We start from the raw sequence: 20,654 nt of genomic DNA, 5'->3' as shown, positions 1-20,654 counted from the left end.
AACGTGTACATCCTTGTTCGAGGAGAGGAGCCACGCTTGTTCGGTGCCGATGTGCACGCTTATCTCAGGTCGGCGGCTGGTGATCGGGCTGTCCGGTCCGGGCCGTTCGTGATCCGGTTCGACGAGCATGACGACGCGCTCCCGTTCAACTACGCCATCCCCGACGACGACGCCGCACCGACGGCGGACGAGATCGCCGCGCTGGTCGCGGCCTTCCGCGGGCGGGCCAGGACGCCCCGGCTCGAGTACGTGCCGCAGGCGGCCCCGAAGGTGGAGCACGCCCTGCTCGCGGCCGGGTTCACCGTGGAGGGCCGCTACCCGCTGCTGGTCTGCCCGCCGGACGAGGTGGTGGACACACCGGTGGACGTACGGGTCGGGCTCGTCACCGACGACGCCGGTCTCTGGCAGGTCGCGCGCGTGATGAACGAGGCGTTCGGGGCGCCGGAGGCCACCGGGCACGACGTCGCGCGGCTCCGGCGGATCCTCGACGGCGGCGGCCTGGTCGCCGCCGCCGTGGACGGCGAGGAAGTCGTCGGCGCCGGTCAGCTCGGCCGCCCGCACCGAGGGGTCGCCGAGGTGGCGGGCATCGCGGTGCGGGCCTCGCACCGGCGGCGCGGCATCGCGGGGGCGGTCACGGCGCTGCTGACCCGCGAGGGCGCGGCTGCCGGGATCACCAGGCCGTTCCTCACGCCCGCCGACGACGGCGCCGCGCGCGTCTACGCCCGCGTCGGCTACCGCAAGGTGGGCGAGGTCCTCCACATCTTCCTCCGCTGATGCCGGTGCTCACCCGGCCGGTGGTGTCAGGACGAGCCGGGCGAGGCGGTCCGGGTCGGAGAGGATGTCGAGGGCGGCGATCCTGCCGTCCGTGACGAAGAAGCTCAGCACCGACCGCACCTCCCCGTTCTGCCTGCCGACGAGCCCGACCACGCCGTTCACCAGCACCGGCTCCGCCGCGTAGGCGGTGCTGAACCGCTTGAAGTTGGCCATCTGACCGGCCACGGCCGCCGCGCCGCTGATCGTCCACATGCCGCCCTTCGCCACGGCGCCCGCGTCCACGCGCACCACCACGTCGGGGTCGAGGATGGAGAGGAGCGCCTCGAAGTCGCCGCCGCGAGCGGCGGCCAGGAAGGCGTCCACGACCTGGCGCTGCCGGCTCGGGTCGGGATCCGGCAGCGGCACCGTACCCCGCACGCGCTGGCGCGCCCGGCTGGCGAGCTTCTTGGCCGTGGACGGAGTGCGGTCCACGATGGTGGCGATCTGCTCGAACGGCACCGCGAACATGTCGTGCAGCACGAACGCCAGCCGTTCCGCAGGACTCAGCGACTCCAGCACCACGAGCAGCGCCAGCCCCACCGCGTCGGCGACCAGTGCCTGCTGCTCGGGGTCGCCCCCGTCCTCGGGGCTGATGACCGGGTCCGGCAGCCGCTGCTCCAGCGGGTCCTCCCGCCGCGAGTTCCGCGCGCGGAGCATGTCCAGGCAGACCCGGCCGACGACCGTGGTCAGCCAGCCGCCCAGATTGTCGATCTCACGCGAGTCCGTACGGCTGAGCCGCAACCACGACTCCTGAACGGCGTCGTCGGCCTCGGCGAGCGAGCCGAGCATCCGGTACGCCACCGCCTTGAGATGGTTGCGGTGTTCCTCGAACCGGCTGGCCAGGAAGTCGTCGGTGTTCACGGTCACATCCTCGATCGGGGCTCCTACCCCACTGACGAAACAGACCCGTCAATGGTGACCGAAAGGCGGACGTCACCTTCTCGCCCCTCGCGTCGTCATAGACCCGAACCGCAACCGAGAGGGAGACGATGACACTCAACGATCTGCGGAACGCCGTACAGGGTGAGGTGCTGCTGCCGGGCGACGGCGAGTTCGAGGGGGCCGCCAGGGCGTGGAACCTGACGGTCGCCCAGCCGGTGGCCGCCGTGGTCACGGCCGCGGGCGCCGACGACGTGGCCGCACTGGTGCGGTACGCCCGCAAGGCCGGGCTCAGCGTCGCGGCCCAGCCCAACGGCCACGGCGCCTCCGGCGACACCGACGGCGTGATCCTCCTGCGCACCGGCAGGCTCGACGGCGTGGAGGTGGACCCAGGGCAGCGGGTGGCCAGGGCCGGCGCGGGCGTCCGGTGGACGCAGGTGCAGCGGGCGGCCGGGCCGCACGGCCTGACCGGACTGGCCGGCAGCATGCCGGGCATCAACGTGGTCGGCTACACGCTGGGCGGCGGTCTGTCCTGGTTCGGCAGGAAATATGGATGGGCGTCGGACTCGGTGCGCGCCTTCGACGTCGTGGACGCCGACGGCGAGCGGTCACGGGTCACCGCCGGTTCCGATCCGGACCTGTTCTGGGCGCTGCGCGGCGGCGGGGGCGACTTCGCGCTGGTGACGGCGGTCGAGTTCGACCTGCATCCGGCCCCGGCCCTGTACGGGGGGCGCATGATGTGGCCGGGCACCCGTGCGGCGGAGGTGTTCGAGGCGTTCCAGCGCATCACCGAGACGGCGCCGAGAGAGCTGTCGGTCTGGTTCCACCGGTTCCAGTTCCCCGACGCGCCGCCCATGGTCGCCGTGGACGCCGCCTACCTGGGCGACGGTGCGGACGGCAAGGCGCTGCTGGCCGATCTGGACAAGGTGGACGGCGCGATCGCCGACAAGCGGGCCGAGCTGCCGGTCGCGAACCTGGGCGACATCACCGCCGAGCCGACCGACCCGGCTCCGGCGATGTCGCGAGCCGAGCTGCTCGGGGAGCTCGACGAGCGGGTCCTGCTCGGCACGCCGGTGGAGCCGCTGGTCAACATCCAGGTGCGGCACCTGGGCGGCGCGCTGGCCGAGCAGCGGCCCGGCGCCGGCGCCCGGGGGGCGGTCGCGGAGCCGTACCTGCTGTATCTGCTCGGCCTGGGGCTGCCGCAGCTCAGGGACGCGGTCGCCGCCAAGCGGGACGAGCTGTCGGCGGAGCTCGGTGCGGTCGGGCGCAAGCCGTACACGTTCCTGACGCCGGGGGAGCGGGCGGCGCACGCCTTCGACGAGCCGACCCTGGCTCGGCTGCGTGAGCTGAAGCAAGCCCGCGACCCGCGGGGCGTGTTCCGCGCGAACTTCCCGGTCAACGCATGATTCGCGGGGCGGCCGTCTCCGAGGCGGACGGCCGCCCGCCGCTGCTTGAGCCCGAGACGCTCGCCGGTCCCCGGACCGGGATCGCGTTCGGCTACTTCTTCTCCTGCATGGTCACGGTCACCGTGCTGGTCTTCCCGTCCCGCTGGTACGTGACCTCCACCTGCTGGCCCACCTTGAACCCGCGGACCTGCCCGACGACCGTGTCACCGCCCTGAACGGGCGTGTCGCCGATCTTGGTGATCAGGTCGCCCTGCTTCAGCCCGGCCTTCTCCGCCGGGCTGCCCGCCGTCACCTGGCGGATCAGCGCGCCGGGTACGTCGCCGGTGGCGTCGGTGACGCTCACCCCGAGGAACGCGTGGCTCACCTTCCCCTTGCTGATGAGCTGCTCGGAGACCTGCTTGGCGGTGTTCACCGGGATCGCGAAGCCGAGGTTGACACCGTCGGCGGCGACCGCGCTGTTGATGCCGACCAGCTCGCCGGCGGCGTTGACCAGGGCGCCGCCCGAGTTGCCGGGGTTGATCGCCGCGTCCGTCTGGATCATGCCGCCGAGCGTGGTCGTCTCGGCCGACTGCCCCTGCCTGCCCCAGCCCGGCGGGAGCTGCTGGTCCTGGTTGCCACCCCCGGCGGTCACCGTACGGTCGAGCGCGCTGATGATGCCCGACGTCACCGTCCCGTCCAGCCCGAGCGGGCTGCCGATGGCCAGTACGTCGTCCCCCACCTTGAGCTGGTCACTGTCGCCCAGCGTGGCCTTGGCCAGCCCCGACACGTCCGCCGCCCTGATGACGGCGAGGTCGGTCGCCGGGTCGGTGCCGACCACGCTCGCCTTGGCAGTCTTGCCGTCGCTGAACTTCACCGTCAACTGGTCGCCCTGCCCGGCCACGACGTGGTTGTTGGTCAGGATCAGCCCGTCCTCGGACAGCACCACGCCGGACCCCTCGGCGTTCTGCCCCTGGATCATCACCACCGACGGCTGCACCTTCTCCGCCACCTGCGCGACCGTGAGCTGGCCCGAGGCCGTGCGGAACACCGGGCTCGCCACGTTCGTGGTGACGGTCGACGCCGGGCGCGCGCCCTCCGCCACGTACGCGCCCACGGCGCCGCCCCCGAGCGCCGCCGCCGTCAACGCCGTCACGGCGGCCAGCGCGAGCCCGGCGATCGCCTTGCGGCTGAGCACGAACCCCGCCCGCCGTGGCGGAGGGGGCGGCGGGAGCACCGGACCCGGACGGGTGAAGCTCCCGGCTGTGGGCGGCTTGTCACCGAACTGGGTCCAGCCGCCGGCGTTGTCCTCGCGAGGCGCGTTCGCGTCCATGTCATCTCCTAGAGTCCCGATGACACAAGAGTGGCGAAGGGCGAGTAAGTCCTGATTAAGCCGAAGATCCCCTCGCGCGGCGGGCCCTGACGCCGGCCTTATCGCCGCAGGCAGCGCCGACGCGCGCCGGACGAATGTGTTTTCCCGCAGGAGAGTTGCGTACATCAGACTCCCATGCGTACAGTGTTCGCATAAGGGAGCGACGTACGCACACGGTGGAAGGTTCCGATGTACACAAGTTCACGCCGCTGGCTGATCCTGGTGGTGCTATGCCTCAGCACGCTCGTGCTGGTGGTCGACAACATGGTGCTGTCCGTGGCGATTCCGCCGCTGACCGCCGACCTGGGCGCCAGCGCGCAGGACGTCCAGTGGATCCTGGACTCGTACATCCTGGTCTTCGCCGGGTTGCTGCTGACGGCGGGCAGCCTGTCCGACCGGTACGGCAGGCGCAGGGTGATGGTCATCGGCCTGGCGCTGTTCGGCGTGGCCTCGCTGGCGGCCGCCTACGCCGCCGATCCGGCGCTGCTGATCGCCGCCCGTACGGTGATGGGTGTCGGCGGCGCGCTGATCATGCCGAGCACCTTGTCCATCCTGATCACCGTGTTCGACGAACAGGAGCGGCGCAAGGCGATGGCCGCCTGGAGCGCGGTCGCCATGGTCGGCCTGGCGCTGCTGGTGATGCCCAAGAAGATCGCCCTTTCCTGAGACATCTGAGACACCTGAGAGCAAGGAGAAAGATCGTGAACACGAACTGGGACGCCACGGGCGACTGGGGAACGCTGAACTCGGCCGGGCGGAGCTTCTACCCCGAGCGCTGGCAGCACCGGCTCGACGAGCTGCGCGCCGCCCACAACGTGCCGGGCGCGACCCTGGCCGTGCTGACCGGCGGGAAGGTCTACGAGCTGGCAAGCGGCGTGCTGCACCGGGGCACCGGCGTGGCGGTGACTCCCGACTCGGTGTTCCTGTCCGGCTCGATCGCCAAGGTCTACACCGCGACGCTGGTGATGCGGCTGGTCGGGGAGGGGAAGCTGGACCTCGACGCGCGGGTGGTGGACGTGCTGCCGGAGTTCGCCACTCCCGACGAGGCGGCGACCAAGGTGATCACCGTGCGGCAGCTGCTCAGCCACACCGGCGGGGTCACCAACGACTTCAACCACGACTCAGGCCGCGGGGACGACTGCCTGGCCGAGTACGTGAAGGCCGCCCGCGACGTGGCCCTGGACTGCCCGCCGGGGACGGCGGTCTCCTACGGCAGCCTCGGCTACGTCGTGCTGGGCCGCCTCGTCGAGGTGCTGACCGGCAAGACCTGGGACCAGGCGCTGAAGGACATGATCTTCACCCCGCTCGGGCTGGAGCGCTCGGTGACGTTGCCGGAGGAGGCGCTGCGGTTCCAGGTGGCGATGAGCCACCTGGGCGAGCCGGGCCAGGACCCCGACCCGGCGCCGGTCTGGGACATGATGCCGCGCTCGGCGGGCCCGTACGGCAGGATCATCACCTCATCCGGCGACCTCGTCCGCTTCGCCCAGATGCACCTGGCCGGTGGCCTGGCCCCCGACGGCACGCGCGTCGTGCCCGCCGGCGCGGTCGCCGCCATGCAGCGGCGCGAGGTGGACGTTCCGGACAAGTGGACCGTCAGCGCGGACGGCTGGGGCCTGGGCTGGACCCTGTACGACTGGGATGGTGTCTTCGGCTACGGCCACGACGGCGCTGCCATCGGCCAGTACGCCTACCTGCGCGTCATTCCGGAAGCAGGCGTGGCCGTCGCGCTGATGACCAACGGGGGCGGGGCCAGGCAGCTGAACGCCGCCCTGTTCCGCGAGCTGCTCGACGAGCTGGCCGGGGTGCGCATGCCGGAGCCGTTCGGCCCGCCGGCCACTCCGCCCGCGGTGGACATGACGCCGTACGTGGGCACGTACAAGCGCGAGGGCGTCGTCATCACCGTCTCGCCCGACCGGATCCGGTACGAGTTCGTCGACGGCATGAAGGATCTGTCGCCGCCGCTGGAGGCGGAGCTGACCGCGGTCTCGGAGACGGTGTTCGCCGCCTCGGGCGCCGGCCCGTCCTTCAGCGAGGACTACATGCCTGTGGTCTTCTCGACCCTGCCCGACGGAGCTCTGGTGTGCTACGTCGGCATGCGCGCCACGCCGAAAGTGTCCGGCTGAGGTTGTCGGTTCTGGCCCGCTGGGTGTCGCGGGGCGGCGAGACCAGCGGATCAGTCTTCGGTGCAGGCGGTCTCGTCGATGGACGTGTTGATCCGGGACAGCAGGCGCTGCAGGGTGCTGATCTCCTCGCTGTCGAGGTCGGCGAAGAGCGCGGACTCCACGGCGGCGATGGCGTCGTGGATGCCGTTGACCATGACCTTGCCGCCGGCGGAGATCTCGACGATGTGGCGGCGGCGGTCGGCGGGGTCGCGGCGCCGCTCGGCCAGCCCGTTGCTCTCGAGGTCGTTGAGTATGGCGACCACCATGCTGGGATCGACGCCGAGGGTCTCCACGAGCGACTGCTGGCTCGTCGCGCCCTGATCGGACAGCAGCATGAGCACATGGCCGTGGGCGGGCTTGAGCCCGTGCTGAGCCAGCGCCTTCTTGATCCGCGTGTTGGCGATCTGGCCCGAGAGGGCGAGCGCCAAGCCGGGACGATCGACCATCACCCCAAAACTCTAGCAGTACATCAAATCATCATCGAAAAACAATAGTTGAGAGTTCTCAATGATTTGCTAGGCTCCACGGTGCTGCATCGACGACTGTTGGGAGCCGACCATGTTCATTGCCTATGCCGTCCTCGCGGTCCTGCTGGCGATCGCGCTCAGCGCGTCGGGATACGCCAAGCTCAGCCGCAACGAGCGCATCGTGACCGGGCTCACCGGGCTGGGCGTGCCGCTGGGGCTGTTCCCGTTCCTGGCGGCGTGCGAGATCGCCGGCGCGGCAGGCGTGGTGATCGGGATCTGGTACGCGCCGCTCGGCATCGCGGCCGCCGTCGGCGTGGTGCTCTACTTCGTCGGCGCGCTGGGCACGCACCTGGTCAAGGGTGACTTCAAGGGCATGCCCAACGCGTTCATCATGTTCGTTCCGTCGGTGGCGGTGCTGGTCCTGCGGCTCGCGTCCCTCTGACGGTGAAGGGCGGGCGCCGGGGTGACGGCTGGTCAGGCCGGGACCAGGCGCACCAGGGAGTCGCGTAGCCGGGAGCGTTCGGTGCTCACGAAGCGGTGCAGGGTCCGGGAGCCGAAGGCGACCCGCTGAGCGCTGCGGCGGCGCTCGGAGTCGTACGCGCGCAGGGCCGACGTCAGGTCGGCCGCACCGTGGCGGCCGATCGCCCGCGTGAGGGCCTCCGCGTCGAGGATGGCCGTGCACGCGCCCTGCCCGAGGTTGGGCGTCATGGCGTGGGCGGCATCACCGACCAGCGCCACTTTGCCGGCGCGGACGAACGTGGGCAGTGCGGGGAACAGATGCCGCATCTCGTACCGGATCCACGAGGCAGGATCCGTCCCGGCCAGGATCCGCGGGATCGGGTCGTGCCATCCGGCGAAATGGTCGCGCAGGTCAGCGGCCGTGGTCGCCTCCGGCACCGCGGCGTACCAGTTGGTGCGGCCCGGCTCGATCGGGGTCATGCCGAAGAAGCGCCCACGGCCCCAGGTCTCGCCGTGGACGCCCGTCTCGAAGTCGGCGACGCCGATCCAGGTGACCGTGCCGACATGCCGGACGCCGCTACGTGTGCCGAACAGAGCGGTACGCACGCCGCTGTTGATCCCGTCGGCGCCCACCACGAGGTCGTGCTCCTCGGCCAAGGCGGCCGCGTCCGAGACGTTCTCATCGAAGGCCACCGGCACGTCCAGCGCCGCCAGCAGCGCGTCCAGCAGGTACGGTCGCGAGATCAGCAGCTCCGGCCGTCCCGCCCTGCGCTCGATGCGCTCCAGCGGCAGACTCGCCATCACCTTCCCGTCCGGTGTGCGGATGCGCCCATCGCGGTACGGCAGCGCCCGCACGCGAAAGGCGTCACCGACTCCGAGCCGGTCGAGCGCCGCCTGTGCGGTGGGGTGGATTCCGAACGCCGTGCCGTACCGCTCCAGCTCCGCCCGGCGTTCGAGGATCTTGACGTGCCAGCCGGCCCGGCGCAGGCCGATCGCCGTCGCCAGGCCACCCACGCCAGCGCCCACCACAACCGCCGATCCCGCCATGACGCCCTCCTCCATAGATGAGTACCACAACTGTGGTACCACAATTGGGGTAAAATCGCACCTGTGGGAAATCAAGATCGTCGAGAACGGTTGCAGGACGCGGCCATCGAGGTTCTGGCCGAGCAGGGCGGGCGCGGGCTGACTCATCGGGCCGTGGACACCGCCGCTGGCGTTCCTCTGGGCACCACCAAGAACTACTTCCCGACCAGGCAGGCATTGCTGAGGGCGGTCGCCGAGCGCTGCGTCGAGCTTTACCGCGACGTCCCGAGGCCGGTGCCCGGCGACAGGCGGACGCTCGTGGCCATGATGAGCGCGCTGCTCGCCGACGTCGCGGGCCCTGGGCGGCCTCGCCTGCTCGCCTACCTTGAGCTCCAGGCAGAGGCGGCCCGCGCGCCCTGGCTGGCCGACATCGTGGACGCCATCGCGGAGGCCGACTTCATCGCCTTCGAGGAGGCGCAGCGGGCCGCCGGCCTGCCGGTCACGCCGGAGCGCGCCCGCACCGTCACCCTGGCCCTGCATGCCGCGATCCCGCACCTGCTCGCGGGCGGCCCGAGGACCCTGGCCGCCGCCGGTCTGGACGACCCGGTCGGATTCGCCCGCGATCTGCTGGACTCCGTCTACGGCCGGCCGAGTGACGCCATGTCGTGAAAGTCTGGTGGCGCTTCGGGCAAGAAGGGGTGACCGTCGTTCACTCGACCCAGCGGAGACGCCTGCATGGCCGTTCCCCCCGATCTGACCGAGCCCCCCGATCCACGGGCCGGCTTCGAGCAGATCTTCAACGCGCACTTCACCGAGATCCACCGCTACATCGCCAGACGGCTGCCGGACGACGCCGCTGACGATCTGGCCGCCGAGGTGTTCCTGGCGCGTATCGAGGCGGGTACGACGCCTCCCGCGGCGGGGTGCGACCGTGGTTGTACGGCATCGCCACCCACCTCGTCGCGCGGCATCGCCGTACCGAGATCCGCAGGTGGAAGGCGCTCAGCCGGGCCGCAGAGCGCGCCGAGCACGACCCCGAGGACGCCGCGCTCTCCCGCGTGGCGGCGGGCGAGCTGACCGGAAGGCTCGCGGAGGCGCTGGCCGGGCTCAGCCGCGGGGACCGCGACGTGGTCCTGCTGAGCGCGCTGGGCGAGCTCAGCCACGCCGAGGTCGCCGCGGCCCTCCAGATCCCGGTGGGCACGGTCGCGTCCCGGCTCAACCGGGCGCGCAAGAAGCTCCGCAAGGCGCTCGGCGAAGTCAACCCCCTGAAGGAGTCCCATGGATGAGCTCGACCTGCTGGCCAGATCGTTGCCCGACGCGCCGCCGCCCTCGGCCGAGGTGGTGGAGCGGGCCCGCGCCCGGCTCGCCGCCGCCCAGCACGAGCCGACCCGGCCGTCCTTGAGGTTCGGGCCGGCACGGCGCCGCTTCGGGTGGGGCTGGACACTGGGGACAGCTGTGGTCACGATCGCAGTCGTCATGGCCGTCGTCACGCTGGTGTCGAACATGACCGCCGTACCCGCGCCCGTGCTGGTGCCGCCCGCCCGCGGCAATGACGCCCTGCGCCGGCTTGCGGACCAGGTCGCGAAGCTGCCGGACGACAGCGGCGCGTACTGGCGCAAGTCACTGGCGGGCGACTATCTGGTCCGGGTGCGGGCGGGCGGCGAGACCTTCAACGCGCTGGGCACGCTGAGATCAGAGTTCTGGGTGCCTCATGACCCGAAGGACCCCGTCCAGACGCAGCACGAGGAGTCAGGGCTGCGTCCGGCGACCCCCGAGGACGAGCGCACGTGGCGGGCGGCCGGCTCGCCCGCCAAGGTCCAGAGGGTGTGCACACCCGGCACCCGAGCGGCCGACTGCCCGAAGGTGCCGATGGGCTCCAAGCGCGTGGACTGCCAGTACACGCGCGCGGTCGAGCCGGACGGCGTGCTCGGCGACCGGCGATTCGGCGATCTCACCATGGCGGAGCTCGCCGCCCTGCCCACCGACGACAGGGGGCTGCGGACTTGGGTGCGCGCCCATTGGGACCTGCGCAGGCCCGGCAAGCAGACGGACGACGAGGTGCTCCCCCGCTCCCGTCACCTGCTGGAAATGGCGATCAGGCCCGCGGCCAGGGCCGCCGTCCTGCGCCTGCTCGCCGACCTGCCGACGACCACCGTGCGGGGCCGGGCAGCCGACCCGCTGGGACGGCCTGGCCTGGAGGTGGACTTCATCAAGGGCAACCCTTCCTTCGCGGAGTTCGGCAAGGACGACGAGGTGACCGAGGACCATACGACCATCCTCGACCTGCGGACGGGCATGATTCTCGCGGACGTCACGGCGGCGGGGGAGAGCACTGAGGGGCTGCCCAAGGGGGCGGTCATGCGCCACACGGCATGGGTGCCGGGGTCCGGCTGGACCGACGACCGCCCCGAGCAGCCCCGCGGCTGCCGCGCCGTGCGTAGCGTGCGCTAGCCACGCGACAGCTCGCGGGATCTCGGGCCGGGCCGCCAGGGCGCTGGGACGGTGTCCGCGTAGGTGACCTCGCGTGCTCCCGCGAACGCGGCAAGCTCGGCGACCGCCTCGCCGACGGCCCCGGCGGACGCCTCGTCGCCCGGGAAGCCCGGCTCCGGGAACACGCCCTCGATCTCCAGCACGCCCCGGCGGCGGTCCAGGCGCGGCACGAGCCGGCCGATCAGGCGCTCGCCGTGCAGGATCGGCATGATGTAGTAGCCGTAGCGCCGCTTGTCCTTGGGCACGTACATCTCCGTGCGGAACTCGAAGCCCCACAGCCGCTCGGTGCGGGCCCGGTCGCAGATGAGGTTGTCGAACGGAGACAACAGCGTGGTGCGCGGCTGCCAGTCCCGCTCCAGCAGGCCCAGGGCGTCGCGGTGCACGTACCAGCGCTCCGGCCCGCCCTCGACCTCGGCGGGCACGACGCGGCCCGAGCTCTCCAGCTCCCGCAGGATCTCGGCGAGGCCCGGATAGCGGTCGCGGACGAAGTGGCGCTCGACGTCGGCGGCGCGGGCCACGCCGAGCGCCCGCAGGGCGTGCTCGGCCGCCAGCGACACCGCCTCCCGCCGTGCCAGCGGCGTGGCGGCGGCCCACTCGGGCAGCCGGCGCTCGGCCAGGTCCCAGTGGCGGGTGCGGCCCGCCCTGCCCGCGACCATGATGTGGCCCTGGAGCCACAGGAAGTCCAGCATGCGCTCGACACCGCGGCCGTTGGTCCACCCGCTGGACTGCCAGGCCACGCTCACGCGGTCGTCGAACGCCCCGGGTGGCAGCGGCCCCGCCTCGCGTAACCGGTCGAGCACGTGCCGGCGCAGCTCGTCGTTGGCCGCCAGCCAGTCACGGACCCGCTGCGCGTAGGACGACTCTCCCCGCGGGTAGCCGCGCATCATGACCTGGTGGATCGGATAGTCCTCCGCCAGCACGATGGAGGCGGCATGCGCCCAGTATTCGAAGAGCCACCGGTCCTGCCACAACAACGTGTCAAGGTCGGCGGGGTTGTACGTCCCGAGCCGGCTCCAGAGCACCAGCAGGTGGCTGCGGGCCACCACGTTGATCGGGTCGAGCTGCAGGCACCGCAACGTGCGCAGCACCTGCCGCAGCCCTTCGACGCCGCCGCCCGGCCGCGGCCCGGCCAGATGCTGACAGGTCACGGCCAGCCGGCGCGCGGTCTCCAGGCTGAGGGCCAGGGGGTTCGGCATGGCCAGCAGTGTAATCGAAAAAGAGTTCGACGGAGGTCTCACGCGAGCGCGCGGATCAGCGCGTCGATCGCGGCCTGGTAGGCGCGGGCCGGTGGCGTGGCGTACCCGACGACCAGCGACGGCGGGTGCCGGTCGCTGCGCAGGTAGCGGCCAAGCGAGTGAGCGTCGACCGAGGCCGCGCGCAACGCCTCCAGCGCGGCGCTCCGCTGGCCGAGCGGGACCGTCAACGTCGTGGACGACGAGCCCGCCCCCGCCCGCGAATGGTTGCCCGCGCCGGCCGCCGCCGTCGGCGCTCCGGCCCCCCCTCCCACCAGCGGGCGGGCCGGCTGGCAGCGCGACGCCGACAACGCCCTCGCCCGCTCTCTCGGCTGGACGCCACGGCACGCCACCTGGCGCACCGGGTTCACCGGCTAGGTTGTCCGAATTCGGCCGGTGAACGGGCCGCGGGTGACGTAGACCTGGGGCATGACCACGTACTCCGCCGTCGTCACCACCGGCATCTACTGCCGGCCTGGATGCGGCGCCAAGCCACTGGCCCGCAACACGCGCACGTACGAGCACCCGGCCGTCGCCGAGGCCGCCGGGTTCCGCGCGTGCCTGCGCTGCCGGCCCTACCGGGTGGCCGCGCCGATCGCGGCCGGCGCGCCCGAGGTGGTGTGCCGGGCGTGGCAGTTGATCATCGACGGCGTGCTGGACGACGGCACCGAGGCGGCGCTGGCGGCGCGGATGGGCATGTCGCCGCGGCACCTGCGCCGGCTGTTCGTCCAGCACCTGGGGGCGACCCCGGACCAGCTCGCCCGTTCGCGGCGGGCGCACTTCGCCCGGCGCCTCCTGGACGACACCGATCTGACGGTGCTGGACGTGGCCTTCGCCTCGGGGTTCGGCAGCCTGCGGCAGTTCAACCGGATCATGCGCGAGGTGTTCCACGCCTCGCCGACCGACCTGCGCGACCGGCGGCGCCGCGCCGACCGGCTGGTCGCCGACGGCGGGCTGGTGCTGCGGCTGCCGTTCGTGCCGGGTTACGACTGGGCCGCCGTGCGGGACTTCCTCGGCGTACGGGCCGTGCCGGGGGTCGAGGAGGTGGACGGCGACACCTACCGCCGCACGATCACCGTGGAGGGCGCGCCGGGCGTGCTGGAGGTGTCGCCGGGCGGCGACGGGCACCTGCTGCTCCGTGCCCACCTGCCGTACTGGGAGGGGTTGATCCACGTGGTGGGGCAGGCGGGGCGGATGCTCGGCGTGGACACCGACCACACGGCGGGGGTGGCGGCGCTGTCGGCCGACCCGGTGCTCGGGCCGCTGGTGCGGGCGCGTCCCGGGCTGGCCGTGCCGACGGCGTGGAGTGCTCTGGAGGCCGCCGTCCGGGCGGTACTCGGGCGTGGCAGGACTCCGCGGGAGGCGGCGGACCGGCTCGGGGCGATCGTGACCAGGCTGGGGACGAGGGTGCCCGGGCTGCCTGGCGGCCTCACGCACACCTTCCCCGAGGCCGCCGCGATCACCCAGGCCGACGTCACGGAGGAGGAAGCGGCCCTGATCGGGGCGCTGACGGCCGACGTCGGCCGCGGACACGGCCTGGACGCGCCGACCCCCTTGCCCTATGCCGATCACGACCTGAGCCACGACCTGGCCTTCCGGCTCGGGAACCGCGAGGCGTTCCCGCTCGGTGACGCGTCCCTCCGTGCCGCGCTGGCAGACCTCGGCTTCGACCCCGCCACCTGCGAGAAGCGGTGGCGGTCACTGGCGGCGATCCACCTGATGGCGCACGGCGACGCGCTCTGAGCGTCAGGAGCCCGTGCCCCACCAGCCGCGACGCGCGGCGAGTAGCCCGGCCTTGAACCGGGTGCGGGCGCCCCTGGCGGCCGAACGCCGCGCTCTTCACCCCCGCCCGGCGGGAGTCGCTCAGCAACGGGGCCCAGGTGACCTGGTTTCAGCGCACTGCATAGCTCCCGAACGCCGGCTCCATGAGATCGAACACCTCGCGCGCGGACTCGGCCACGATCTCGGCGATCCGCGCGTTGTCCAGCCCCTCCAAAGTGAGCTCCATGATCTGACCGAGCAGGACCCGGTAGGGGGCGGCGAGCTGCGCCGCCACCACCCGGGGCACCATTGCCCGGCCGCCCGTCTCCGCGGCCAGCACCCGAGCCAGGGCCTCCTCCCGCTGCTCCAGCAGCTCGCGCAGGCGCGCCACGAGCGTCGGCGACTCCACGATCATCCGCGCGAACCCGTCGCGGGTGAACCCGAGCATCGGATCTTGCCGTTCGGCCGCTTCCATGAAGACCCTCTTGAGCGCGGCGAGGGCGGACTCGCCCGGCGACCTGCCGGCCACGATCTCGGCCAGCGTGGTCACGAACTCCTCGTGGTGGTCGAAGGCCAGATCCTCCTTGCGTGGGAAGTAGTTCGTGACGGTCTTCTTGGCGACCCGCGCGGCCTCGGCGATCTCGGCGATCGTCGTCTCCTCGAAGCCGTGCTCGATGAACAGGCGGGTGGCCTTGTCGGAGATCTCCTGACGGGTTTCCCGCTTCTTCAGCTCCCGCAGGCCCAAGATTTTTACGTCGGACATAAATTTCCTCTTGACGGTTGCATGCTTCGGACATAATCTTACCACCGTCGCAAGTTTTTCTCACCTGAAGGGCCTTCGCGTGCGAGAGTCGATCCAGATCAAGCTGCCCGCCTCCATCACCGCCGCCACCGCTCGTCGTGACAACCAAAGGTCGGCGTGCCGCCCGGCCGTACCGGCCCGTGACCTGAACTCCACGGCGCAGCCGTATCTCACCCGCCGCCCCAGCGCCGCCCCCAGGCGCGCCGCGTACTGACCCGCAAAGCCACCAGCCACATCACCTGCCAGGAGCTGAACTGACCTTCACCCGCACCGCCGCCACCCGCCGCTCGTCCGCTCACCCCCGGGAGGTCCCCATGGCAGCCGCCACCACCACGACCGCGACCACCGACCCGGTCAAGGACTACCTCAAGCAGATCGGCAAGATCCGGCTGCTCGACGCCCACCAGGAGGTGGCGCTCGGCGAGCGCATCGAGGCCGGCCTGTTCGCCCAGGAGCGCCTCGACCGCGAGAGTCACACCCTGTCCTCGCAGGACCGCGCCGACCTGGAGTGGATCGCCGCCGACGGCCGCCTGGCCAAGGACCAGATGATCGAGGCCAATCTGCGCCTGGTCGTCTCGATCGCCAAACGCCAGACCGGACGCGGCCTGCCCATGCTCGACCTGATCCAGGAGGGCAACATGGGGCTGATGCGGGCGGTGGAGAAGTTCGACCACAAGTTGGGGCTGAAGTTCTCCACCTACGCCACCTGGTGGATCAAGCAGGCCATCGGCCGGGCGCTGGCCGACCAGTCCCGCACGATCCGCATCCCGGTCCACATGACCGAGCTGATCAACAAGGTGAACCGGGCGCGGCGTGAGCTGTTCCAGTCACTCGGCCGTGAGCCCTCAGACGAGGAGATCGGTCTCCGTGCGGAACTTATCGCCGAGAAGGTCAGGAAGATCCGCGGCTACGCACGGGAGCCGATCTCCCTGAGCCTTCAACTCGGCGACGAGGGCGACACCGAGCTCGGCGACCTCATCGAGGACGTCGAAGCCGGCGACCCTGCGGATGTCATCGGCCACGACCTGCTGCGCGGACAGCTCCGTGAGGTCCTGGACGGCCTCACCGAGCGGGAGGCGGGCGTCATCGCGCTGCGGTACGGCCTGGCGGACGGCGAGCCCAAGACTCTCGACGAGATCGGCAAGGTCTACGGCGTCACCAGAGAGCGCATCCGGCAGATCGAGGCCAAGACGATGAGCAAGCTGCGTCACCCGAGCCGCGCCATGTCCCTGCGCGACTACCTCAACTGATCCGAGTCCTAGGAGCGTGGCGTTCACTATGTTGCGTTCAGCGCCGCGGGCGTGAGGCGATCCCTTCTTGAAGATCGTGATGTCGGTGTGGAGGCTGTAGGGTCTGCGCGGTCGCGGGCCTCAAGTCAGGCCTGACCGGTTGAGCCCGGCCGGCCCTCGTCGGCCAGGAGCCGGCCGATCGCCGGGAGTCCTGATCAGCGCACGCTCTCGCCGGTGGCGCTGAGGTCGCGGCGGAAGGACTCCGGCGCCTTGTAGACCGCGAACATCGTGATCAGAGCGCCGATCATGACGTACGCGGCGACCAGCGGCCAGCGGGAGCCGTCCTTGCCGGCCAGCGCCGTGGCGATGAACGGGGTCAGCCCGCCCGCGAAGATGGAGGCGATCTCGCGGCCCGCCGCGGCGCCCGTGTAGCGGCGCTCGGCGGGGAACAGCTCGGCGAAGAACGCCGGTTGGATGGCGTTGATGGCGTTGTGCCCGAAGTTGAGCACCAGCACGTACCCGAGCACGATCAGCACCATCGACCCGCTGTGCAGCAGGGCGAAGAACGGGAAGGCCATGACGAACACCACGACCGCGCCGAAGAAGTAGATCGGCCGCCGCCCGACCCGGTCGGAGATCGCGGCGAACACGCCGTGGCTGACGAAGGAGAGCACGGCGGCGATGAGGATCGCGTTGTTCAGCTGGGTCTTCTCGAGCCCGAGCGCGCTGGTGCCGTAGGACAGCGCGAAAACCGTGAGCAGGAAGTACGGCGTGGACTCGGCGAACCGCAGGCCGATGATCAGCAGCAGGTTGCGCCAGTCGTCCACGAAGATCGTGCGGATCGGCCCGCGCTTGGGGCGCTCGGGCTCCGCCGCGGCCGTCTCGCTCTCCTTGTCCGCGGCCACGGCTTCGGTGAAGACGGGGGTCTCGTGCAGGCTGCGCCGCATCCAGAACGTCACGACGAGCACCACGGCCGACAGCAGGAACGGGATCCGCCATCCCCAGCTCAGCAGCTGATCCTCGGGAAGCGTGTAGATGTAGGCGAAGATCCCGGTGATGAGGATCTGCGCGGAGAAGCCGCCGGTGTTGGGCCAGGCGCTGAAGAATCCGCGCCGGTTCGGCGGCGCCGACTCCAGCACGATGATCATGGAGCCGCCCCACTCGCCGCCGACCGCGAACCCCTGCAGCAACCGCAGCGCCACCAGCAGGACGGGAGCCCAGATCCCGATCGTGCCGAACCCCGGCAGCAGCCCGATGAGGATGGTGCTGAGTCCCATCACGACGAGCGTGACCATCAGGGTGGACTTGCGGCCGTGCCGGTCGCCCCGGCTGCCGAAGAACAGCCCGCCCAACGGCCTGGCCAGGAAGCCGACGGCGAACGTGCCGAAGGCGGAGAGCGTGGCCACGAAGCCGCTGGCGTCGGGGAAGAACACCTTGGGGAAGACGACGGCGGCGGCTGTCCCGTAGACGAGGAAGTCGTAGTACTCCAGCGTGTTGCCCAGGAAGCTGGAGGCCGTGACCTTCCAGGTGTAGCGGAGATCTGTCTTCGGAAGGGTCGCGACCATGGCGCCTCCCTTTCTGCTGGCGGCCTTCTGAGTTTCCGCAGTGGTTCAGTTGTCGCACACTATGACTTGGATGACGGTTAACCGTCAACGGTCATCCGTTAACGTTGACCGTATGCATTTGAGCGGGATAGTCTCCGGTCGGGCGGAGACTCAGGAGAGGAGAGCTGGTGTCGTTCACCAATCCGTTGCGCAACCCACCGCTCGGAGATCAGCTGCTTGCCCAGCTCCGCTCGCTCATCGTGCGTGGCGAGCTGAGTGTGGACACGCATCTGGTCGAGGGCCGGATCGCGGAGCGCTTCGGGGTGAGCCGCGGGCCGGTCCGTGACGCGCTCCGCCAGCTGGAGATCGAGGGGCTGGTGGAGACGCGCAAGCGTGGCGTTTTCGTCCGCGGCCTGTCTGACCAGGACCTTCGCGAGCTCTACTCGCTCCGCGGCGCGCTCGAGAGCCTGGCCATCAAGGAGGCCGTCGCGCGCCTCGACGCCGACTGGACCCCGATCGACGAGGCGGTCGAGCAGATGCGGGCCGCGGCCGAGGACTCCGACGCCGCCAAGTTCGCCGCCGCCGACCTCGACTTCCACAGCGGCTTCTACACGATCGGCGACAACCGCTGGCTGACCGCCACCTGGGCGCTGCACCGGCCGTTGTTCGCGGCGGTGCTGGAGATCACCAACACCGATCGCGACCTGGTGCCCGTCGCCCAGGACCACGCCGACCTCAGGGACATCGTCCGCTCGGGCGACGTCGACGCCGCGCTGGCCGCACTCACCGCTCACCTCGACGGATCCTGCGCCCGGATCCGCGCGACGCTGATCGAGCGGGAGCGCGTCCAGCCCGCCCTCTGACCTGCCCTCACCTCCTGCCCAGGGTCCGCCCCGGGTCCCGTCCGCCTGCCCTCAATGACGTACCGAGGCATTGCCGTGCCTCACCACCACCGACGAACCGAGGCCCCGCCATGCCGGAAAACACAGCCCTGCCAGGAAACACTGCCCTGCCGGAAAACACCCGGCCCCGTGCCGAGATCCTCGCCGCCGTCCCGACCTTCTTCGACGAGGCGGGCGAGCTCGACCACGCCACCACCAAAGCGCACTTCACCGATCTCGCCGGCCGCGTCGACGGCGTCTTCGTGTGCGGCACCACCGGCGAGTTCCCCGCGCTCGACCGCGCGGAGCGCCGGGGCGTCGCCGAGATCGCGCTGGCCGTGTTCGGTCCCGAGCGGGTCGTGGTGCACGTCGGCGCCGCGGCCACCAGGGAGACGGTGGCGCTGGCCCGCGACGCCGTGGCGCTCGGGGCACGCAGGCTGGCCGCGCTGACCCCGTACTATCTGCCTGCCGACAACGGCGCCGTGCTCAGGCACTTCGCCGCGGTGACGGAGGCGGCGGGTCCCGCCGCCGTCTACGGCTACCTCTTCAGCGAGCGCTCCGGCGTGGTCGTCGAGCCCGCCGACTTCGCCGCGATGGCCGGCGAGACCGGGCTGGCCGGGGCCAAGCTGAGCGGCCTGGCGGCCGAGCGGTTCGCGGAGTACCGCGCGGCGCTGCCGGCCTCCGCCCGGGTGTGGTCCGGCTCGGACACCAAGCTCGCCGAGGTCGTCCGCGGCGGTGGCGCCGGGGTCGTCTCCGGGCTGTCCTCGGCGTTCCCCGAGCCGTTCGCGCTGCTCGCCGACGCCGTGGCGAGCGGGGACGCGGGCGCGGAACGTTCCGCACAGGCGCGGGTGGACGAGGTGCTGGCCGCGCTGGGCGGCACCGTGGAGGGCATCAAGCTGGCGCTGAGCCACCTCGGACGCGGTACGGGCGCGCTCCGCATGCCCGCTCCCGAGATCGGCCCCGACATGCGTCAGCACATCGCGCGGCTGGCCGAGACGGTGCTGGCGTCCCGGGCGCGATGATGATCCACCGGGAGTTCGTGACCGTTGACGATCCCCGCTGGAGGCAGTGCCACGCGTCCACGCTCGCGGTGGTGGACGGCACTCCGGTCGTCGCCTGGTTCGCCGGCACCAGGGAGGGCACGCCCGACAACCGCATCCGCATCGCCCGGGGCCGGGAGACACAAACCCTGGACACCGGCAGGGACGTCGCGCACTGGAACCCGGTGCTCGCGCCCGGCCCCGACGGAGCGCTCTGGCTGTTCTGCAAGGCAGGCGAGCGCATCTCCGAGTGGGTCTCGCTGGTCACCCGCTCCCACGACGGCGGCGCCACGTGGGAGCCGGTGCGCGAGCTCGTCCCCGGAGACCGGTCCGGCGGCCGGGGACCGGTCAAGAACCCGCCGCTGCTCGCTCCCGGAGACCGGCGCTGGCTGGCGCCCGGCTCGACGGAGCGATGGGGTGCGCCGCCCCGCTGGGACCCGTTCGTGGACGTCTCCGACGACGGCGGGCTTAGCTGGACGCGCGTCCCGATCCCCGTCGACCACGACGCGCTGGCCGGCGCCGGGCACATCCAGCCCGCGCTGTGGTGGGGAGCCGGCGGCCCCGTCGCGCTGATGCGCAGCACCGAGGGGCGGGCGTACCGCTCGGTCTCCCGCGACGGCGGGTGCACCTGGACGCCCGCCGAGCCCACGAGCCTGCCGAACAACAACAGCGGCCTCACGGCGGTCGCGCTGCCGTCGGGACGGGTGGCCTGCGTGCACAATCCGAGCGCCGAGTCGTGGGGCAGCCGCTGCCCGCTCGTGCTCTCGCTGTCGGACGACGACGGGCTGACCTGGCACACCGGCCCGACCGTGGACGACGGCGTGGTCCCCGTCGATCCGGGCGTGCCACGCCTCCTGGACGACGGCGTGGTTCCCGTCGGCCCGGGTGTGCCGCGCCTCCTGGGCCCCGGCACCGGACCCGGTTTCGCGCCGGGCGACGGGGGCGTCGTCACCGGCGGCGTCGCCGAGTACAGCTACCCCTCCGCCGTCCTCACCCCCGACGACCTCCTCGTCACCTACACCTGGCAGCGCAGGGGGATCGTCCTCGCCCGGCTGCCCCTCGCCGATCTGGAGCCGCAATGACCGGCGCCTAGGTCTGCCCCCTGACCTCGGCCA

General features: G+C 71.6%; 23 protein-coding genes. 15 read left to right on the top strand and 8 right to left on the bottom strand.

Annotation, left to right across the window (positions count from 1 at the left end; genetic code table 11):
* The first annotated feature begins 36 nt into the window (after positions 1-36).
* Entirely contained in the window at positions 37-774 is a 738-nt protein-coding gene (locus ACIBVN_RS33255; RefSeq protein WP_397143219.1) for a GNAT family N-acetyltransferase, read from the top strand.
* 9 nt (positions 775-783) lie between these two features.
* Here ACIBVN_RS33255 and ACIBVN_RS33250 read toward each other — a convergent pair whose 3' ends face one another.
* Positions 784-1,674, bottom strand: coding sequence for a sigma-70 family RNA polymerase sigma factor (locus ACIBVN_RS33250; protein ID WP_397143217.1), 891 nt, complete (start codon positions 1,672-1,674; stop codon positions 784-786).
* A gap of 128 nt (positions 1,675-1,802) precedes the next feature.
* On the opposite strand from ACIBVN_RS33250, the gene ACIBVN_RS33245 reads away from it, so the two are divergent.
* Positions 1,803-3,098 (top strand): FAD-binding oxidoreductase, encoded by a 1,296-nt coding sequence (locus ACIBVN_RS33245; RefSeq protein WP_397143214.1) that lies wholly within the window; start codon positions 1,803-1,805, stop codon positions 3,096-3,098.
* 91 nt (positions 3,099-3,189) lie between these two features.
* Here ACIBVN_RS33245 and ACIBVN_RS33240 read toward each other — a convergent pair whose 3' ends face one another.
* Positions 3,190-4,407, bottom strand: coding sequence for a S1C family serine protease (locus ACIBVN_RS33240; protein WP_397143212.1), 1,218 nt, complete (start codon positions 4,405-4,407; stop codon positions 3,190-3,192).
* A 228-nt stretch (positions 4,408-4,635) separates the two neighbouring features.
* Between ACIBVN_RS33240 and ACIBVN_RS33235 the strand changes: the two genes are divergently transcribed.
* Both ACIBVN_RS33235 and ACIBVN_RS33230 read left to right on the top strand, forming a co-directional pair.
* Positions 4,636-5,112, top strand: coding sequence for an MFS transporter (locus tag ACIBVN_RS33235; protein WP_397143210.1), 477 nt, complete (start codon positions 4,636-4,638; stop codon positions 5,110-5,112).
* A gap of 35 nt (positions 5,113-5,147) precedes the next feature.
* Positions 5,148-6,569: a serine hydrolase domain-containing protein gene (locus ACIBVN_RS33230; RefSeq protein WP_397143208.1), complete on the top strand. Its 1,422-nt coding sequence runs from the start codon at positions 5,148-5,150 to the stop codon at positions 6,567-6,569.
* 50 nt (positions 6,570-6,619) lie between these two features.
* On the opposite strand, the gene ACIBVN_RS33225 is transcribed toward ACIBVN_RS33230, so the two are convergent.
* Positions 6,620-7,054 (bottom strand): MarR family winged helix-turn-helix transcriptional regulator, encoded by a 435-nt coding sequence (locus tag ACIBVN_RS33225; protein WP_349447708.1) that lies wholly within the window; start codon positions 7,052-7,054, stop codon positions 6,620-6,622.
* Between the two features lie 112 nt (positions 7,055-7,166).
* Here ACIBVN_RS33225 and ACIBVN_RS33220 point away from each other — a divergent pair, with 112 nt between their 5' ends.
* Positions 7,167-7,517, top strand: coding sequence for a DoxX family protein (locus tag ACIBVN_RS33220; RefSeq protein WP_397143206.1), 351 nt, complete (start codon positions 7,167-7,169; stop codon positions 7,515-7,517).
* A gap of 32 nt (positions 7,518-7,549) precedes the next feature.
* Here the strand turns inward: ACIBVN_RS33220 and ACIBVN_RS33215 are convergent, their stop codons facing one another.
* Positions 7,550-8,581: an FAD-dependent oxidoreductase gene (locus ACIBVN_RS33215; RefSeq protein ID WP_397143204.1), complete on the bottom strand. Its 1,032-nt coding sequence runs from the start codon at positions 8,579-8,581 to the stop codon at positions 7,550-7,552.
* 63 nt (positions 8,582-8,644) lie between these two features.
* Here ACIBVN_RS33215 and ACIBVN_RS33210 point away from each other — a divergent pair, with 63 nt between their 5' ends.
* The 3 genes from ACIBVN_RS33210 to ACIBVN_RS33200 all read left to right on the top strand — a co-directional run bounded on the left by ACIBVN_RS33210 (position 8,645) and on the right by ACIBVN_RS33200 (position 11,011).
* Entirely contained in the window at positions 8,645-9,229 is a 585-nt protein-coding gene (locus tag ACIBVN_RS33210; protein ID WP_397143202.1) for a TetR/AcrR family transcriptional regulator, read from the top strand.
* Between the two features lie 254 nt (positions 9,230-9,483).
* Positions 9,484-9,846 (top strand): RNA polymerase sigma factor, encoded by a 363-nt coding sequence (locus ACIBVN_RS33205; RefSeq protein ID WP_397143200.1) that lies wholly within the window; start codon positions 9,484-9,486, stop codon positions 9,844-9,846.
* Positions 9,839-11,011 carry a hypothetical protein gene (locus ACIBVN_RS33200; RefSeq protein WP_397143198.1) on the top strand — a complete coding sequence of 391 codons (1,173 nt, stop codon included), beginning with the start codon at positions 9,839-9,841 and terminating at the stop codon, positions 11,009-11,011. Before ACIBVN_RS33205 ends, ACIBVN_RS33200 begins: the two co-directional genes overlap by 8 nt.
* Here ACIBVN_RS33200 and ACIBVN_RS33195 read toward each other — a convergent pair.
* Both ACIBVN_RS33195 and ACIBVN_RS33190 read right to left on the bottom strand, forming a co-directional pair.
* Positions 11,008-12,246 carry a winged helix-turn-helix domain-containing protein gene (locus ACIBVN_RS33195; RefSeq protein WP_397143196.1) on the bottom strand — a complete coding sequence of 413 codons (1,239 nt, stop codon included), beginning with the start codon at positions 12,244-12,246 and terminating at the stop codon, positions 11,008-11,010. The two genes, ACIBVN_RS33200 and ACIBVN_RS33195, sit on opposite strands and share 4 nt — an antisense overlap.
* A gap of 38 nt (positions 12,247-12,284) precedes the next feature.
* The gene (locus ACIBVN_RS33190; protein ID WP_397143194.1) at positions 12,285-12,473 is read right to left on the bottom strand and encodes a hypothetical protein; all 189 of its coding nucleotides are present in this window, start codon (positions 12,471-12,473) and stop codon (positions 12,285-12,287) included.
* Positions 12,474-12,477: 4 nt separating this feature from the next.
* Between ACIBVN_RS33190 and ACIBVN_RS33185 the strand changes: the two genes are divergently transcribed.
* Positions 12,478-12,660 carry a hypothetical protein gene (locus ACIBVN_RS33185; RefSeq protein ID WP_397143192.1) on the top strand — a complete coding sequence of 61 codons (183 nt, stop codon included), beginning with the start codon at positions 12,478-12,480 and terminating at the stop codon, positions 12,658-12,660.
* 51 nt (positions 12,661-12,711) lie between these two features.
* Complete coding sequence (locus ACIBVN_RS33180; RefSeq protein ID WP_397143190.1) at positions 12,712-14,025, top strand: bifunctional transcriptional activator/DNA repair enzyme AdaA; 1,314 nt, start codon at positions 12,712-12,714, stop codon at positions 14,023-14,025.
* A gap of 148 nt (positions 14,026-14,173) precedes the next feature.
* Here ACIBVN_RS33180 and ACIBVN_RS33175 read toward each other — a convergent pair whose 3' ends face one another.
* A complete protein-coding gene (locus tag ACIBVN_RS33175) occupies positions 14,174-14,806 on the bottom strand; it encodes a TetR/AcrR family transcriptional regulator (protein WP_397143188.1) in 633 nt (210 codons plus the stop codon).
* Positions 14,807-14,885: 79 nt separating this feature from the next.
* Here ACIBVN_RS33175 and ACIBVN_RS33170 point away from each other — a divergent pair, with 79 nt between their 5' ends.
* Together ACIBVN_RS33170 and ACIBVN_RS33165 are read left to right on the top strand one after the other, a co-directional pair.
* On the top strand, positions 14,886-15,059 hold the full coding sequence (locus ACIBVN_RS33170; protein WP_397143186.1) for a hypothetical protein: 174 nt from the start codon (positions 14,886-14,888) through the stop codon (positions 15,057-15,059).
* Positions 15,060-15,159: 100 nt separating this feature from the next.
* The gene (locus ACIBVN_RS33165; protein ID WP_397143184.1) at positions 15,160-16,095 is read left to right on the top strand and encodes an RNA polymerase sigma factor; all 936 of its coding nucleotides are present in this window, start codon (positions 15,160-15,162) and stop codon (positions 16,093-16,095) included.
* A gap of 194 nt (positions 16,096-16,289) precedes the next feature.
* Here ACIBVN_RS33165 and ACIBVN_RS33160 read toward each other — a convergent pair whose 3' ends face one another.
* Positions 16,290-17,639 carry an MFS transporter gene (locus ACIBVN_RS33160; RefSeq protein WP_397143182.1) on the bottom strand — a complete coding sequence of 450 codons (1,350 nt, stop codon included), beginning with the start codon at positions 17,637-17,639 and terminating at the stop codon, positions 16,290-16,292.
* Between the two features lie 167 nt (positions 17,640-17,806).
* Here ACIBVN_RS33160 and ACIBVN_RS33155 point away from each other — a divergent pair, with 167 nt between their 5' ends.
* The 3 genes from ACIBVN_RS33155 (at position 17,807) to ACIBVN_RS33145 (ending at position 20,621) form a co-directional block, all read left to right on the top strand.
* On the top strand, positions 17,807-18,481 hold the full coding sequence (locus tag ACIBVN_RS33155) for a GntR family transcriptional regulator (RefSeq protein WP_397143180.1): 675 nt from the start codon (positions 17,807-17,809) through the stop codon (positions 18,479-18,481).
* 110 nt (positions 18,482-18,591) lie between these two features.
* Positions 18,592-19,521, top strand: a complete 930-nt coding sequence (locus ACIBVN_RS33150) for a dihydrodipicolinate synthase family protein (protein ID WP_397143178.1) — start codon at positions 18,592-18,594, stop codon at positions 19,519-19,521.
* Positions 19,522-19,538: 17 nt separating this feature from the next.
* Positions 19,539-20,621 carry an exo-alpha-sialidase gene (locus tag ACIBVN_RS33145; protein ID WP_397143176.1) on the top strand — a complete coding sequence of 361 codons (1,083 nt, stop codon included), beginning with the start codon at positions 19,539-19,541 and terminating at the stop codon, positions 20,619-20,621.
* Positions 20,622-20,654 lie beyond the last annotated feature (33 nt).

It is taken from the genome of Nonomuraea sp. NPDC049400 (assembly GCF_044466425.1).
Classification (GTDB): Bacteria; Actinomycetota; Actinomycetes; order Streptosporangiales; family Streptosporangiaceae; genus Nonomuraea.
Note: the sequence above shows the minus strand (reverse complement) of the source record. Positions and strands in the feature narration are given on the sequence as shown.